This is a genomic window from Microbulbifer mixtoriginis (SeqCode) (assembly GCF_052466865.1).
Window position 1 is genome coordinate 226,029 of sequence record NZ_CP174293.1, and the last position, 14,981, is coordinate 241,009.

Annotated in this window: 11 protein-coding genes; 7 read left to right on the top strand and 4 right to left on the bottom strand. The window is 51.8% G+C overall.

Annotation, left to right across the window (positions count from 1 at the left end; genetic code table 11):
• The first annotated feature begins 197 nt into the window (after positions 1–197).
• The 4 genes from dnaA (at position 198) to gyrB (ending at position 6,714) form a co-directional block, all read left to right on the top strand.
• A complete protein-coding gene (gene dnaA / locus ACJJJA_RS01080; protein ID WP_444903507.1) occupies positions 198–1,904 on the top strand; it encodes a chromosomal replication initiator protein DnaA in 1,707 nt (568 codons plus the stop codon).
• 32 nt (positions 1,905–1,936) lie between these two features.
• Entirely contained in the window at positions 1,937–3,043 is a 1,107-nt protein-coding gene (gene dnaN / locus ACJJJA_RS01085) for a DNA polymerase III subunit beta (RefSeq protein WP_252083962.1), read from the top strand.
• 125 nt (positions 3,044–3,168) lie between these two features.
• Positions 3,169–4,272 carry a DNA replication/repair protein RecF gene (gene recF, locus ACJJJA_RS01090; RefSeq protein WP_444903508.1) on the top strand — a complete coding sequence of 368 codons (1,104 nt, stop codon included), beginning with the start codon at positions 3,169–3,171 and terminating at the stop codon, positions 4,270–4,272.
• Positions 4,273–4,293: 21 nt separating this feature from the next.
• Positions 4,294–6,714 carry a DNA topoisomerase (ATP-hydrolyzing) subunit B gene (gyrB, locus tag ACJJJA_RS01095; RefSeq protein WP_444903509.1) on the top strand — a complete coding sequence of 807 codons (2,421 nt, stop codon included), beginning with the start codon at positions 4,294–4,296 and terminating at the stop codon, positions 6,712–6,714.
• Positions 6,715–6,796: 82 nt separating this feature from the next.
• Here the strand turns inward: gyrB and ACJJJA_RS01100 are convergent, their stop codons facing one another.
• On the bottom strand, positions 6,797–7,693 hold the full coding sequence (locus ACJJJA_RS01100) for a LysR family transcriptional regulator (RefSeq protein WP_444903510.1): 897 nt from the start codon (positions 7,691–7,693) through the stop codon (positions 6,797–6,799).
• Between the two features lie 96 nt (positions 7,694–7,789).
• Between ACJJJA_RS01100 and ACJJJA_RS01105 the strand changes: the two genes are divergently transcribed.
• Positions 7,790–8,296, top strand: a complete 507-nt coding sequence (locus tag ACJJJA_RS01105) for an SRPBCC family protein (RefSeq protein WP_252083966.1) — start codon at positions 7,790–7,792, stop codon at positions 8,294–8,296.
• A 259-nt stretch (positions 8,297–8,555) separates the two neighbouring features.
• Here ACJJJA_RS01105 and ACJJJA_RS01110 read toward each other — a convergent pair whose 3' ends face one another.
• Together ACJJJA_RS01110 and ACJJJA_RS01115 are read right to left on the bottom strand one after the other, a co-directional pair.
• Entirely contained in the window at positions 8,556–9,236 is a 681-nt protein-coding gene (locus ACJJJA_RS01110; protein ID WP_444883259.1) for a phosphoadenosine phosphosulfate reductase domain-containing protein, read from the bottom strand.
• Positions 9,237–9,373: 137 nt separating this feature from the next.
• Positions 9,374–9,817: a GNAT family N-acetyltransferase gene (locus ACJJJA_RS01115; RefSeq protein WP_252083968.1), complete on the bottom strand. Its 444-nt coding sequence runs from the start codon at positions 9,815–9,817 to the stop codon at positions 9,374–9,376.
• Between the two features lie 229 nt (positions 9,818–10,046).
• On the opposite strand from ACJJJA_RS01115, the gene ACJJJA_RS01120 reads away from it, so the two are divergent.
• The gene (locus tag ACJJJA_RS01120; protein WP_444903511.1) at positions 10,047–12,215 is read left to right on the top strand and encodes a TonB-dependent receptor family protein; all 2,169 of its coding nucleotides are present in this window, start codon (positions 10,047–10,049) and stop codon (positions 12,213–12,215) included.
• 76 nt (positions 12,216–12,291) lie between these two features.
• Here the strand turns inward: ACJJJA_RS01120 and ACJJJA_RS01125 are convergent, their stop codons facing one another.
• The gene (locus ACJJJA_RS01125; RefSeq protein ID WP_444903512.1) at positions 12,292–13,479 is read right to left on the bottom strand and encodes a class I SAM-dependent rRNA methyltransferase; all 1,188 of its coding nucleotides are present in this window, start codon (positions 13,477–13,479) and stop codon (positions 12,292–12,294) included.
• A gap of 379 nt (positions 13,480–13,858) precedes the next feature.
• Here ACJJJA_RS01125 and ACJJJA_RS01130 point away from each other — a divergent pair, with 379 nt between their 5' ends.
• The gene (locus ACJJJA_RS01130) at positions 13,859–14,845 is read left to right on the top strand and encodes a GlxA family transcriptional regulator (RefSeq protein ID WP_444883263.1); all 987 of its coding nucleotides are present in this window, start codon (positions 13,859–13,861) and stop codon (positions 14,843–14,845) included.
• Positions 14,846–14,981: the final 136 nt, after the last annotated feature.

Here is a 14,981-nt window from a genome sequence, read left to right on the forward strand (position 1 = left end):
CAATTGTCTAATTGTTACGCAAATACCTGATTGCATGGACATTTTTGCGCAATTTTTTCAACAGCGCCACGCTTTCTTGTGGATAACCCATCGATGGAAAGGTATACTGCGCCGATCTTATTTGACGGCTAGGGCACTCCAGTCCTTTCATGCCGTTGTCTCCGTGGTCTTACCATTTTGGGGTTTTGGGGGGTTTCTTGACTGAATCCGTTTGGAAGCAGTGCGCGAGCTGTTTGCAGGATGAGCTGCCATCTCAGCAGTTCAATACCTGGATCAGACCGCTGCGCGTCAATCCCGCGTGTGCAGAGGGCGAGTTGCGACTGGTTGCACCAAATCGCTTTGTTCTGGACTGGGTTGGCGGTAAATTCCTTCATCGTATCCGCGAGCTGGTCCACCAGTTCTCTCCTGGACAGCCACTTCAAGTAGGGCTGGAGATCACTGCTCGTCGCCCCGCGCGTTTTCAGCGTAGTCGCGCTGCAATGGAAGCGGCACCTGTACCGGCTCCCGTGCCCCCTACGGCTCCGGTTGCCAGTGCTATGCCGCCACCGATAGCACCTACAACTTCCCCGGCACCTTCTGTTTCATCGGGTCCGGTGGATTTTTCCACAACACCTGGTGTGGTTTCTCCCTCTGTCTCTCAGGGGTTTATGAGCCATGCGGAGCCACAGGCTCCTGTTCCCAATCAGCCGCTGAATGGTGGCGGCTTTGGTGGTGGCCCTGGTGTAAATCCTCATTCAATACTGGAAGAGGAGACCAACTCCAGACAGGTCAGCAAGGGGGAGCAGGCGGTATCCGATATTCGTCCTGCGGTAATGAACGACATGGTGCGTTCTATCCCGGAACAACCCGCGCGGCAGGTTGAGGTTGAGGGTGCCATTAAGCACGGCAGCTCCCTCAATCGAAACTTCACTTTTAAATCTTTTGTTGAAGGCAAATCCAACCAATTGGGCTTGGCTGCTGCGCAGCAAATCTCCGACAACCCTGGTGGCGCCTACAATCCGCTCTTTATTTATGGTGGTGTGGGCCTGGGTAAAACGCACCTTATGCATGCGGTGGGCAATGCGTTGTTAGAGCGCAATCCCAATGCCAAAGTGGTCTACCTGCACTCTGAACGTTTTGTCGCGGATATGGTGAAGGCTCTACAGCTCAACGCCATCAGCGATTTTAAGCGCTATTACCGTTCTGTGGATGCGCTGCTGATTGACGATATTCAGTTCTTTGCTGGTAAGGAGCGCTCTCAGGAGGAGTTTTTCCACACTTTTAATGCGCTTCTCGAGGGTGGTCAACAGATTATCCTGACCTGCGACCGCTATCCCAAGGAGATCGACGGCCTTGAAGAGCGCCTCAAGTCCCGCTTTGGTTGGGGCCTGACTGTGGCTGTGGAACCGCCTGAACTGGAGACGCGGGTAGCCATATTAATGAAGAAAGCGGAGCAGTTCGGTGTAGAGTTACCCCACGATTCCGCTTTCTTTATCGCGCAGCGTATCCGCTCTAATGTGCGCGAGCTAGAAGGCGCCCTGCGCCGTGTGATAGCCAACTCCCAATTTACCGGCCGTGCCATTGACGATGTATTGGTGCGCGAGGCCCTCAAGGATCTACTCGCCTTGCAGGATCGTTTGGTGAGTGTGGACAATATTCAACGCGTGGTGGCCGAATACTACAAGATCAAGGTGGCTGACCTGTTGTCCAAGCGCCGCAGCCGCTCTGTCGCGCGTCCGCGTCAGGTGGCTATGTCTCTGGCTAAAGAGTTGACCAACCACAGTTTGCCAGAGATTGGCGATGCCTTTGGCGGGCGTGACCACACTACGGTCTTGCATGCCTGCCGCAAAATTCGCGAATTGCAGGAGTCTGATGCGGATATCCGCGAGGACGTAAAGTTACTGACACGGTCGTTGACCACTTAATCGAATAACTGACAAACAAGGCGAAACTACCGATGAAATTCAATGTGAGCCGGGACGCCCTGCTGAAGCCCCTACAACTGGTAGCCGGTGTCGTTGAGAAACGCCAGACCCTGCCGGTCCTGGCCAATGTATTGATGCAATTACAAGGTCAGGAGTTGTCCCTGACTGGTACTGATCTCGAAGTGGAAATTGTCGGCCGCTTGCCGGTGGATGGCGTGGAAATGGAAGGTGAAGTAACTGTTCCAGCACGCAAGCTGCTGGATATCTGTCGCTCATTACCGGATGGCGCTGAATTAAAATTTGAGCGCGATGGCGAGCGCCTGGTATTGCGCAGTGGCCGCAGCCGTTTTCAGTTATCCACTTTACCCGCAGCGGACTTCCCCAATCAGGAGGAAGCCAGTGCCCAGACTCGATTCGATATTTCTCAGCGCGAGATTCGCCGTCTGATCGAGGCAACCAGCTTTGCCATGGCCCAGCAGGACGTTCGCTATTACCTGAATGGCCTACTGCTGGAGTGCCGCCCACAGCAGCTGCGCGCAGTCGCCACTGACGGTCACCGCCTGGCACTGTGCGACCGCGATGCTCCGGGCTTGAATGTATCGGCACCCATTCAGGCGATTGTACCGCGCAAGGGCGTGTTGGAATTGGGGCGTTTGCTGGAAGATAGCGACGTGCAGGCGCAGGTAGTATTGGGCAACAACCATATCCGTGTGATGAGTGGCCAGTTCACCTTTACCTCTAAGCTGGTGGATGGCAAGTTCCCGGATTATGAGCGCGTTCTGCCACGTGGTGCCGGCAACGTGGTCTATGCCGACCGTCAGGGCCTGCGTCAGGCTTTCTCCCGAGCAGCGATTCTTTCCAATGAAAAATATCGCGGGGTACGTTTGCAGGTCTCCGAGGGTTTGCTGCAGATTGTGGCCAATAACCCCGAACAGGAGGAGGCCGAAGAGCAAATGATGGTGGATTACGTGGGGGAGCCCATGGAAATAGGCTTTAACGTTTCCTATTTGCTCGATGTTACTGGTGCTATTCACAGCGACCAGATTCGCATTAGTCTGGCGGATGCCAACAGCAGTGCTTTACTGCAGCAACCTGAGGACGGAGATGCCCTCTACGTGATTATGCCGATGCGTCTGTAAGCCCTGGTTAGTAAGCATTTGGCTCACAATCGAGAAGGGACCGCACTGTATTATCAACAGGCGGTCCCTTTATTTTTTCTGAATATTGCCGCTGAATTTTTCCCAGCCAGCGGGGCGAGGGGTCTATGGCGCTGACCCGCCTTCTGATTTCTAATTTTCGAAATATCTCTCACGCCGATCTGCTTTTGGACACTGGGGTTAACCTGTTCTGTGGCATCAATGGCAGTGGCAAGACTTCCATTCTTGAAGCTGTTCATATGTTGGCTACAGGCCGCTCTTTTCGGTCTCGCCAGCACAAATCGGTTATCCGCCATGATCATTCAGGGCTCACGGTTTTTACCCAGCTGGATACGGGCTTCAATCTTGGGGTCGAGCGCCTAGCTGATGGCGGAGGCCGTGTGCGTGTCAACCAGGCGGCGGCTGAGTCCAGTTCACAGCTTGCTAACTGTCTCCCCTTACAACTGATTAACAGCGATAGTTTCTCCGCCCTGGATGGTGGCCCTGGAGTGCGTAGGCGACTTCTGGATTGGACAGTGTTCCACGTGGAACATCTCTTTGCTCAGCAATGGAAAAACTATCAAATCGCACTGAAGCAGCGAAATGCCTTGTTGCGACGTGGTAAAATCGATCCGGACGCGATCGGGATTTGGGAGCATCAGTTGTCCCAAAGTGGCGAACAGGTGGATACCCTGCGTCGCAGCCAATTCGAGCAATTGCGTGCGGCCGTAACAACGCTACTGGAAGAGTTACCTCCCAGCCTGCTAAATCGGGTAGATATGAGTTATCGACGCGGTTGGCGAAAAGAGGTTGAACTGGCCGAGGCGCTTAGAGAGTCTCGGGATAGTGATCTCAGTCAGGGACATACCCGCACTGGGCCTCACAGAGCAGATCTCCGTTTTACCGTTGCAGGTGAGCCTGCACACAATGTTTTATCCCGTGGCCAGCAGAAAATGCTGGTATGCGCCGTACGCACGGCTATGGCGCAGTTGGTTTGTCGTCACCGAGAGAAACCGGTATTTCTTGTGGACGACCTTCCAGCAGAGCTGGATGATCACAATCAGCATGTTTTTGCCCAGTGGGTTGGTCGTTGTGCCAGCCAGGTACTGGTAACCGGAATAGATGAGGGCACTACAAGCCGCCCCTGGCGACAATTGGAAGCCCCTTGGAATTGCCCAAAAGTGTTCCACGTGGAACATGGGAATATCAGCGCCGATGCATCGGCTGCATAATAAGTTGAATGGAGCGAATAAATGTCAGAGCAGCAAAGCTATGACTCGAGCAGTATCAAGGTACTCAAAGGCCTGGATGCGGTGCGCAAGCGCCCCGGAATGTATATCGGTGATACCGACGATGGCACCGGCCTGCACCACATGGTGTTCGAGGTGGTCGACAACTCCATCGATGAAGCACTAGCAGGCCATTGCGATGAGATTCGCGTAACCATCCATCCGGATGAATCGATTTCTGTCTCAGATAACGGCCGTGGTATTCCAACAGAAATCCACCCAGAAGAGGGGGTTTCTGCTGCAGAAGTAATTATGACCGTGCTGCACGCCGGTGGTAAGTTCGATGACAATACCTATAAGGTATCCGGTGGTCTGCATGGCGTGGGTGTGTCAGTAGTAAATGCGCTGTCAAAAGAGTTGAAGCTGACTATTCGCCGTGGGGGTAAGATCCACGAGCAAACCTATCATCACGGTGTGCCCCAGGCTCCACTGGAGGTGGTGGGAGATAGCGATACCACCGGCACCACCGTGCACTTCAAGCCCTCTGCAGATACCTTCAGCAATATCGAATTCCATTTCGATGTACTGGCCAAGCGCTTGCGCGAGCTGTCCTTCCTCAATTCCGGTGTACGTATTGTCTTGAAGGACGAGCGTAGTGGTAAGGAAGAGGTCTATGAATACGAGGGCGGCTTGAGTGCCTTTGTGGAGTTTCTTAACCAAAACAAAACTCCCATCAACAAGGTGTTGCACTTCCAGAGCCAGCGCGATGACGGCATCGCCGTAGAAGTGGCGCTACAGTGGAATGACAGTTTCCAGGAAAGCATTTTCTGCTACACCAACAATATCCCCCAGCGCGATGGTGGTACCCACCTGGCAGGCTTCCGCGCGGCGCTGACTCGCGGTTTGAACACCTATATTGAGCGCGAGGGCCTGGGCAAAAAAGATAAGGTCAACACCACCGGCGACGATGCCCGAGAAGGCCTCACCGCGATAATCTCTGTGAAGGTACCGGACCCGAAATTCTCCTCGCAGACCAAAGACAAGCTGGTTTCCTCTGAGGTGAAGCCCGCTGTTGAGCAGGAGATGGGACATCACTTCAACGACTACCTGTTGGAGAACCCCCAGGAAGCCAAGTCCGTCGTTACTAAAATGATCGATGCGGCGAAAGCCCGTGAGGCGGCGCGTAAGGCGCGTGAGATGACCCGCCGTAAGGGTGCCTTGGATATCGCTGGTCTGCCCGGAAAACTGGCAGACTGCCAGCAGAAAGACCCAGCCCTGTCGGAAATCTACCTGGTGGAGGGTGACTCTGCCGGTGGTTCTGCTAAGCAGGGCCGCGATCGTCGTACCCAGGCGATCCTGCCGCTGAAGGGCAAAATCCTCAATGTGGAAAAAGCGCGCTTCGACAAAATGCTTTCCAGTGCCGAAGTGGGCACCTTGATCACCGCACTGGGCTGTGGCATCGGTAAGAGCGAATTCAACCCGGACAAGCTGCGTTACCACAGCATCATCATCATGACCGATGCGGATGTGGATGGAGCCCATATCCGCACATTGCTGCTGACATTCTTCTTCCGCCAGATGCCGGAGTTGATTGAGCGTGGCCATATCTATATCGCCCAGCCGCCACTGTATAAGATTTCCAAGGGTAAGCAGGAGCAGTACCTAAAAGATGAGGGTGCTCTGACTCAGTTCCTCACCAACGCCGCCCTGGAAGGCGCCACATTATTTGTGAACCCGGATGCACCTGGACTATCTGGCGCTTCCCTGGAAAGCCTGGTGGGCGAGTATCGCAGTGTGCTGGCTACTATTGATCGTCTGTCCCGCCTGTATCCAGAGGAGGTGCTGCGCAGCATGATCTACCTGCCCAGCTTGTCTCAGGAAGACCTGCAGTCTCAGGAGAAAGTCGCGGCTTGGAGTGAGAAGCTACAGGAGAAACTCGGTGACGAAGAGAGCGGAGGAACCCGTCGCCATGAAGTGACTGTGCAGGAAAATACCGAGCGCGGCCTATTCCTGCCCCATATCCATATCGTGGCGCACGGCGTCGGCAGCGACTACCTGATCAACCATGAGTTCTTCGATTCCGCTGAGTACGCGTCTGTTTGCGCTCTGGGTGAGAAGATGGTGGGGCTGTTGGAAGAAGGTGCCTTTATTCAGCGCGGCGAAAAGCAGCGCGCTGTTGGCAGCTTCCCTGAAGTGATGGACTGGCTGATGGGCGAGAGCCGCAGAGGCTATGGTATCCAGCGCTATAAGGGGCTGGGTGAGATGAACCCGGAGCAGCTTTGGGAAACCACCATGGACCCAGAGAGCCGCCGTATGCTGCAGGTAACCGTTGAAGATGCCATTGCGGCTGACCAGATATTTACCACCCTGATGGGGGATCAGGTAGAGCCACGCCGTGACTTTATCGAGACCAATGCCCTAGCGGTGGAAAACCTGGATGTTTAAGTCTTCCAGACGCTCTTACGCTTAAAAATAGATGGATTGCCTGGGGCGGTTTTATACCGCTCCAGGTAAGTATCGATCGAAATCACCCCGCCAGTTTGCCTTCCAGCTTATCCTCAAGGCGCCTGAATAGACTCACAATAAACTCTCGAAAGACTTTAAAGCGCAGTACATTGCGGTGTTCCGGTGTAGAGACCAGCCACAGATCGTGCAGGCTGGAGGGTTCCGCGCCGGGTAAGCGAATAACACCATTAACTCCATCGGCGAGAAAGCAGGGAAGCCTGGCCAAGCCCAGTCCGCTTCTGACAGCTTCTAGCTGAATCAGGCCATGGCTGATCTGATGTTGATAGGGCAAATCCGGATAAGGGGTGTTTTGGGCCCAGTTCACCCTGCCATCCTCATTACTCCAGCCGAGCCAGCGGCCGTGCTCTGGTAGTGATTCTGCAATATAGGCTGGCGAGCCGTAACAGCAGCTAGGTAGGTTGGTAAGCTTACGGGCAATAAACCTTTCGGGTACCTCTGCACCTTTGGGCAGGATTCTCAAAGCCACATCCGCCTCGTGTTTCTCGAGGCTGAGCACCTGGCTGGTCACTAGGAGCTGAACGTTTATCTGTGGGTAGGCGTTGGTGAACTCATTGAGGTGCGGAATCACAAGATGGGAGGCCACGACATCAGGCATGGTAACGCGTATTTCACCAGAGAGCCGATGGCTACCACCCTGCAAGTGCTTCTGTGCCGCGTCGAGGTACTGCTCTGCGGATTTGGCATAACCGAGCATGGCTTCTCCATCTTCGGTTAGTTGATAACCTTTGGAATTACGGTAAAACAGTCTGGCTTGAAGCCTCCCTTCAAGAGCGTCAATACGGCGGGATACAGTGGAGTGGCTTACTCCAAGGTCTTCGGCAACGCTGCGGGCACTATGACTCCTGGCAACCGCAATAAAGAACTGAATATCAGTCCATTCAATGGATCCTTTATGCAACACAGTGTCCTATTTTGTTATATTCCGTTGCAAATAGTGTCCAGCTAATCTGTCTCCCGTCAATGTTTATTGCACCGAACATCCTGGGAGAATCCAATGAAAATCGTTCAAGTTAAGAGAGAAGTTGCCATAGACCGCCCGATTGAGGAGGTCTGGAAAGTGCTTGCTGTGGATTTTGATACCGCTTACCAATGGATGACGCTGATACCGCATTCCTTTGCCAAAGAGGGTACTCCGGTTGGCAATGCCAGTGTAAAAGGGCGTGTCTGTGTACTGACAAATAAAGGCCCCAATGGTCTTGTCGCCGATGAAACCATCACAAGATTTGATGATAAAAAGCATGAGCTGGATGTGTCTGTAGAAACCAAGAACACACCGCCAGGATTTCCGGTGAAGAAAAGTTTATCGCAGTTTAAATTAGAGGCTTTATCCGAAAATGGGACAAGGGTGAGCTTCACTGCGAACATGGAGCTGGGTGCCATTGGTGGCGTACTGAGCCCGGTAGTGAAAAAAATGACGGGCACACAGTTTGGTAAAATGTTGGAGGACCTAAAAAATCATTTGGAAAAAGGCCGGCATCTTACCGGTGAGGCCGCTGCTTAGTTGGCTGAATATTAAGAATATAGTTTTATAAGCCCTTCTGTTTCTGCTATCAGCAAGCAGAAGGGAATGGGAAAAAAGCAAAGAAAAAAAATATTTTTTGCAGAGAAATCTGACAAAAGCCAAAATTATGAATTAATTGCTATGCATAAATAAGAACTATTTGATCGCGGAAGATTGGGTATCTTGGAAGAAAAACTAAGGGAAAAAGAAAGTTTTTAGAAAAAAAGCGGAGAAAAAATTCCCCCGCCGATCTATGAATTTATTTCTCCAGTAATAACCCGCACTCGCGATGTTCTTCACCCTTGGTCGGATCGAAATACACATCATTGTCCGGCAGTTCGTTTTCGTAAACGTACTCTTCTACATCAATCTCTTTCAAATGAAACATTGGCGCTACGCGAATGGTGCCGTGATTCCCCTGGGTAAAAACATCCAGGTTTTTACGGTGTGCATTCTGATCGTGACGAATGCCGTTTAACCACACATCCGGTTTCAATTCCTGCATGGCGCGGTTAAACGGCTCGAGCTTAACCGTACGCGAAAAGAAGTCGTGCTCGGGAGTATCCAGGGCTGGAATACCACCGTATACAGCGTTGTAGTGGGCCGCGGACATCTTTGGAGAGTAGGTACGCAGATTGAGGCCCAGCTGTTTTACCACATTTTCAATATGGCGATAGGTCTCAGGAGTGTTGTAACCGTGATCCACCCAGATCACCGGAATATCCGGCTTGGCTCTGCTCACAAGATGCAGAAAGGCCACAGCAAGGGGGCGGAAATTGGTAAAGACTACCGGGTTCTGGGCCTTTTCCATGGTGAATTGCATGATTTCGCTGGGTTTAGCCTCAGCAAAAGTCTGATTCAATACTGCCAGGTTGGCATTGTGATGAAAGAAGCGGCCTCTCGAAGACTGCAGGGCATTACTGGAAGCGTTGTGTCCCATAAAAATCAGCGCATTGGAAAACTAGAATGGAAGTCATGCTACCCGGATAGCTTGTCGCGTAGAAACAATAAAAAGGAGTGAATCAATAAGCTTCGGTTATAAGTAATGGGTTCAACCTCGGATATTAGGTTATGAACTCAGGGGCGAAGACCTCCACAGGACATAAAAATCTGATGCTGCCCATATTCGGCATTGTATCCGCGTTGTGTTTCTACAAACCCATGTTTTTGCAGGAAATAACGCGTGCGCAGGTTTTCACGAAATACTTGAGCCTGGAGTTGTTTACATCCCCTGGCAACAGCCTGAAGTAAGGTGGCGCCAATACCACAGCCGGTGAACAGTGGGCTGACACAGAGGTGGGCGATGTTATCCCTGTCCACCAGGGTAATAAAAGCCTCCGCAACGGCGCTGTGGCGGCCGGTAAAGACCAGGCATTGGTTGGATCGGCGGCAGTCTCTACGAAATTCACTTCGGCGCTGCAACCAGAACTGACGGGGCAGCGAAGGGTGTGAATTTGTTACAGCGTGTAGCCAGAGCTGTTCCAGCCTATCCAACTCTTTGAGTTCTGCCATTCGTATCATGGGCATTCCCAAAGTGGATACATGGGCCCAATGCTAGTCAGCTCAAAGAGTAGATCCTAGGAAACATCCAGTTATTAGGATAGAAACTAAAAACAAAGAGGTTTTTTCCTCGTAAAGGCGCCAAAAAACAAAAAAATGTTCTGTCATATCCCACCCTTCTAAGTGGTAAAATACAATCATTCTTATTAACAAAAACAATTACAAATTACTTAGATTCATTGGAGGGTTCATGAAGAGATTTTTCCTGTCGCCAATGGCTTTTGCCCTGGCGGTTGCTGTCGCAGCTCCCAGCCTCGCTGAGGAACGTTTAGAGAGCGTATCCGTTATTGGTAACTCCGATTCTGTCTCCAAGCTGCCGGGCTCCGCGCACCTGGTGGATGCCGAAGAGCTGGCAAAATTCGAGTTTGTGGATATCAACCGTATGATGCGCTCGGTTCCGGGGGTCTACATCCTTGAAGAGGATGGCTACGGCCTGCGCCCGAATATTGGAATTCGCGGTGCCCAGGGTGGGCGCTCCGCCAAAATTTCCCTGATGGAAGATGGAGTCCTGGTGGCTCCAGCACCCTACTCGGCACCGGAAGCGTATTATTTCCCGAGTGCCGGCCGCATGGATGCCATTGAAGTAGTGAAGGGCCCCGCTGCGTTGCAATACGGCCCATTCACCGTGGGTGGTGCGGTAAATATGTTGAGTACCCCCATTCCCACTTCCAGCCAGGGGATGGTGCAGCTGGAAGCCGGTGAATACGGTGAGACCCGTGTGCACGCACACTATGGCACCAGCACAGAAAATACCGGCTGGCTACTGGAGACCCAGCAACAGTATGCCGACGGTTTCCGCGAAATTGATCGATCTGGCAGTGCAGATATCGCCAAAGAAGACTATCTGCTGAAAGGTCGCCTGCAATCCAATGCGGATGCGACTTACCGCCAGCAGTTGGATATCAAGCTGCAGTACTCCGAAGAGGAGTCTGGCATGAGTTATCTGGGCCTAACGGATGCCGACTTTAAGAAAGATCCGAACCGTCGATACGGTATCAGCGCCCTGGATGAAATGCAGAATCGCCACAGCACTATCCAGCTGAACCACAGCATCGAACTGAGTGACAGTTTTACCCTGCATACCCAGGCTTACTACAACAAGTTTAAGCGCGACTGGTTTAAGGTCAGCGAGGGTGACTTGATAGATGCTGTTAATACCGGCGGCAGTGTTGATGGAGTTCTAGACCCACAGGCGGTATTGGATGGCACTGAGGATTACACCTTCGGTGTTAAGCACAACAACCGTGAGTACGAGGCCAAGGGCCTACAGATTAGTGCCGGTTGGCGCTTTAGCACTGGCACCGTCGCCCATGAATTAGCCTTCGGTATACGTCAACATCAGGATGAAGTCGACAGATATCAGCCCGTAGAAGTTTTTAATCAGACCGATGGCCAGCTGGTATACGAACGTGTTGAGCTGCCAAGTTCAAGTAATAACCGTGTTGAAGAAGCGGATGCAACTTCGTTCTTTATCTACGACGATATCCAGCTGAACGATAAGCTGACTCTCACTGCTGTTCTTCGCTACGAGGATATTGAGACCGAGCAGCAGCGTTATAACGACGCCGAGCGTACCGAGAAGGGCAGTTATCGCTCCAATCAGGTGGATGAATGGCTGCCAGGTTTGGGACTTGTTTACCAGGCAAGCGAACAGTGGAGCCTGCTGGCAGGTGTGCACCGTGGCTTCGCCCCTCCAGGCGCAGGTGCAGCCGATGGCCAGGGGCCGGAGTTATCCACAAACTATGAATGGGGTGCTCGCTTCGATAACGGCAGCCTGAACGCCGAATTGATCGCCTTCTACAGTGACTATGAAAATGCTGTGCAAAACTGCTCGGTGGCGGTGAAATGCCCCAATGGTGCCGAGAGTGGTACCTACCAGTTGGGTGAAGCAGAAATCAAAGGGCTGGAAGCCACCTTTGGAAGTGAGTGGGTGCTCACAAATGGTTGGATACTACCGGTGCGGGCAACCTATACCTTTACTGATGCAGAAATCAGTGAAGATAGTGATGGCAATGACCTGCTTGCCGGCGATAATCTCGAATATCTGCCGGAAAATGTTTTTGCCGTATCCGCCGGCCTCGACAGCGGTGCAGCCTGGCGTTTAAACCTGACCGCGGCTTACCAGGACGAGATGTGTGTGAATACCGGTTGTAACCGGGGGAATACCGATAAATTCGATTACACAGAGTCTCTGTGGGTTGTGGATGCCGCTGCGCACTACGATTTCAGCGCAGACCTGACCGGTTACCTGAAAGTGGATAACCTGTTTGATGAGCAGGTGATTATCAGCCGCAGTCCCGATGGTGCCCGCGCCAACCGGCCGCGCACCGCCACACTGGGTATGAAATACATTTTCTAATCCCACAGAGTGACAGAGCACTCAATTAGAAACCCCGGCTTTCGCCGGGGTTTCTTTTATAGCGAATAAGTGCACGCTACCAGCGGCTGCCGCCCAAATGGGCAAAGTGGGCCTTGAGGTAGTTGGTCTCAGGAATTGCCGGATGTATTGGATGGTCTGCGCCCTGGCCACCGCTGGCGAGTATTGAAGCTCTACGACCCAATCGGTGCGCAGCACCGCGTATACAATCGAGCAGTTCTTCCGATTGAAGATGCATAGAACAGGAAGCACTTACTAACAAGCCGTCCTCCGATAATAAACGCATAGCCAGTTCGTTTATGTGGCGGTAAGCGGCAAGGCCGGCTTTGTGATCTTTGCGTCTTTTAATAAACGCGGGGGGGTCTAGCACTATGACATCAAACTTCTCGCCCTCGGCCACCATGGCCTTCAGAACCTCCAGCGCCTTACCTTGCACCGTATCCAGTCTGTCGGCAAAACCGTTGTGCTGTGCATTCAATTGACACCAGTCCAGGGCCTGCTGCGAGGCATCTACACAAACTGCGTGACTGGCGTCGTTGGCCAGAGCCTGGATTCCCCAGCCGCCCGCATAGGAGAAGAGGTCCAACACACGCTTCCCTCGTACCCAGCGGTTTAACAGGCGGCGGTTTTCGCGGTGATCGTAGAACCAACCGGTTTTTTGCCCCTGGTGAACTGGCGCCAAAAGCGGAACGCCATTTTCCTCAAAGGGCACTAGTTCTGGCACTTCTCCGTAAGCAATCTGGTTAATGAGGGGCATATCCTCAACTGCACGGCCCTGGTGATCATTGCGCAGTAAAATTCCTGTAGGTTGAGCCAGCTCGATTAACTTATCCACAACCACCTGTTGGTAGCGATCCATGCCCCAGTTGCTGACTTGTACGACTAGATGATCGTTAAAGCGATCAACTACCAGCCCCGGTAGGGCATCGGAATCTCCGTAAACCATACGGTAGCTGGGGTGGTCGAAGTAGCGTTGCCGCTGTAGCAATGCGGTTTGCAAGCGCTCACCAATGTCGTCTTCGGAAAAATTGTCCTTGCGGCTCAATAGGCGGGCGCAGATTAATTGACTGGGGTTGACCCAGGCTGTGCCCAGAAGTTTACCCTGACTATCCAGAACCTGGCACTGGCTCCCCGCTTCCAAGCCTTTCAGCGGGGAGCGCTTGGTGTCCACCTCATTACTGTATATCCACAGGTGGCCGCGCTTTAAACGGCGCTCTGCGCCGCGATTCAATATTAATTCCGCCAATTGGGGTCTCCGTAAGCTGGGGTGATTCGCGGAGGCAATTGTGCTTGGCTCGGGGGATAGGTCAAGGATTTCGAGTCTTTGTGGATAAACAGGATCGATGTGCAGTGATCAAAGAGCAAAGTACGAGTAAAAGTGTGAATAACTAGCTAATGGGTCATCTTGTGGATAACCCACAGGAATTCAGATATTCAGTAAGCAGAGTAGCTCACTAAGGATGTGAGCACTTACAAACATAATGTATTCTCGACAATAAATGTAGTCACAACCTCTGCAGGAGGAGGGGTATTTAGCAGAAATGGTTGGTAAAGTGCGAATTAATCGGCAGAATTTACCGCCAAGATAAAATTGTGCCTTGTTGGCGTTGTGGAAAACTCTATCAATGAAATTGACTCAGGACCAGTCTATTCAAATTGCCATGTTTATCTATCCGGGCGCTTCCAGCTTGGATGTGACTGGGCCACTGGAGGTTTTTGCTCTGGCCAATCATCTCCTCCGTGAGGAGGGGCGTTACCCTTCTGACTTTTACAAAATTCAGTTATTGGCTGAAGAATCCGGGCTGGTACAGATGGGCACGGGTGTAAAGCTGTATGCGGATTGTGGATATCGTGAGGTGAAAGATATCCACACCCTGTTGATGAGTGGTGGGCCGCCTGGAAGTTATAAAGCCCTCTATTCCCAAACAGATATTCTTGACTGGCTGTGTGAACAAAAACAGGTGGTTAAACGAATGGGCTCAATTTGTAATGGTGCTTTGATTTTGGCTAAGGCTGGGGTGCTGGCTGGTCATAAAGCAACTACCCATTGGGCAAATGTGGATGAGCTACGGCAGTTTGCCGATATTGAAGTAGACCCTGATGCGATTTATGTATGTGATGATCATATTTATACCTCGGCCGGTATTACCGCGGGTATTGATCTCGCTCTGGCGTTAGTCGAGGAAGATCACGGGCGTAGTTTGGCACTGGCAATCGCCAAACTAATGGTCCTCTATCTCAAGCGAGATGGTGGCCAGCGGCAATACAGCAGCCACTTGATGAATCAGCAACAGAGTGATCGCTTTGCCAGGCTTGTGGAGTGGATTTACCAAAATTTAAATCAGTCTCTCACAGTAGAAAAATTGGCACAGGAATCTGCTATGAGTCCCCGTAATTTTTCTCGCTGCTTTCTCAAGGAGCTGGGAGTGACCCCAGCGCGCTTTGTCGAAAATATCCGTGTGGAAAAAGCCTGCCAATTATTGTCTGAACAAAACTTGTCGCAGGAAAAAATAGCCTGTCTATGCGGCTTTCAATCCCAGGAGCAATTGAGACGCACGTTTCGAAGACATAAAGGCATACTTCCCAGTGAGTTTCGTCGGCGATTTCACTAATACTAATATTTTAAATAAAGAAAATCGCCAGTATTTAAATTCCATTTAAAAATAGTCAAATAAATTTTTAACTCTTCTCGAGGTTTACTGCATCTAGGTCATACTTTTTGCGCATCTAATATTTTACGGAACAAGA

Coding starts and splice junctions, on each gene's coding strand:
- dnaN (WP_252083962.1), top strand. CDS start 1,937: ATGAAATTCAATGTGAGCCGGGACGCCCTGCTGAAGCCCCTACAACTG.
- recF (WP_444903508.1), top strand. CDS start 3,169: ATGGCGCTGACCCGCCTTCTGATTTCTAATTTTCGAAATATCTCTCAC.
- gyrB (WP_444903509.1), top strand. CDS start 4,294: ATGTCAGAGCAGCAAAGCTATGACTCGAGCAGTATCAAGGTACTCAAA.
- ACJJJA_RS01105 (WP_252083966.1), top strand. CDS start 7,790: ATGAAAATCGTTCAAGTTAAGAGAGAAGTTGCCATAGACCGCCCGATT.
- ACJJJA_RS01110 (WP_444883259.1), bottom strand. CDS start 9,236: ATGGGACACAACGCTTCCAGTAATGCCCTGCAGTCTTCGAGAGGCCGC.
- ACJJJA_RS01115 (WP_252083968.1), bottom strand. CDS start 9,817: ATGATACGAATGGCAGAACTCAAAGAGTTGGATAGGCTGGAACAGCTC.
- ACJJJA_RS01120 (WP_444903511.1), top strand. CDS start 10,047: ATGAAGAGATTTTTCCTGTCGCCAATGGCTTTTGCCCTGGCGGTTGCT.
- ACJJJA_RS01130 (WP_444883263.1), top strand. CDS start 13,859: ATGAAATTGACTCAGGACCAGTCTATTCAAATTGCCATGTTTATCTAT.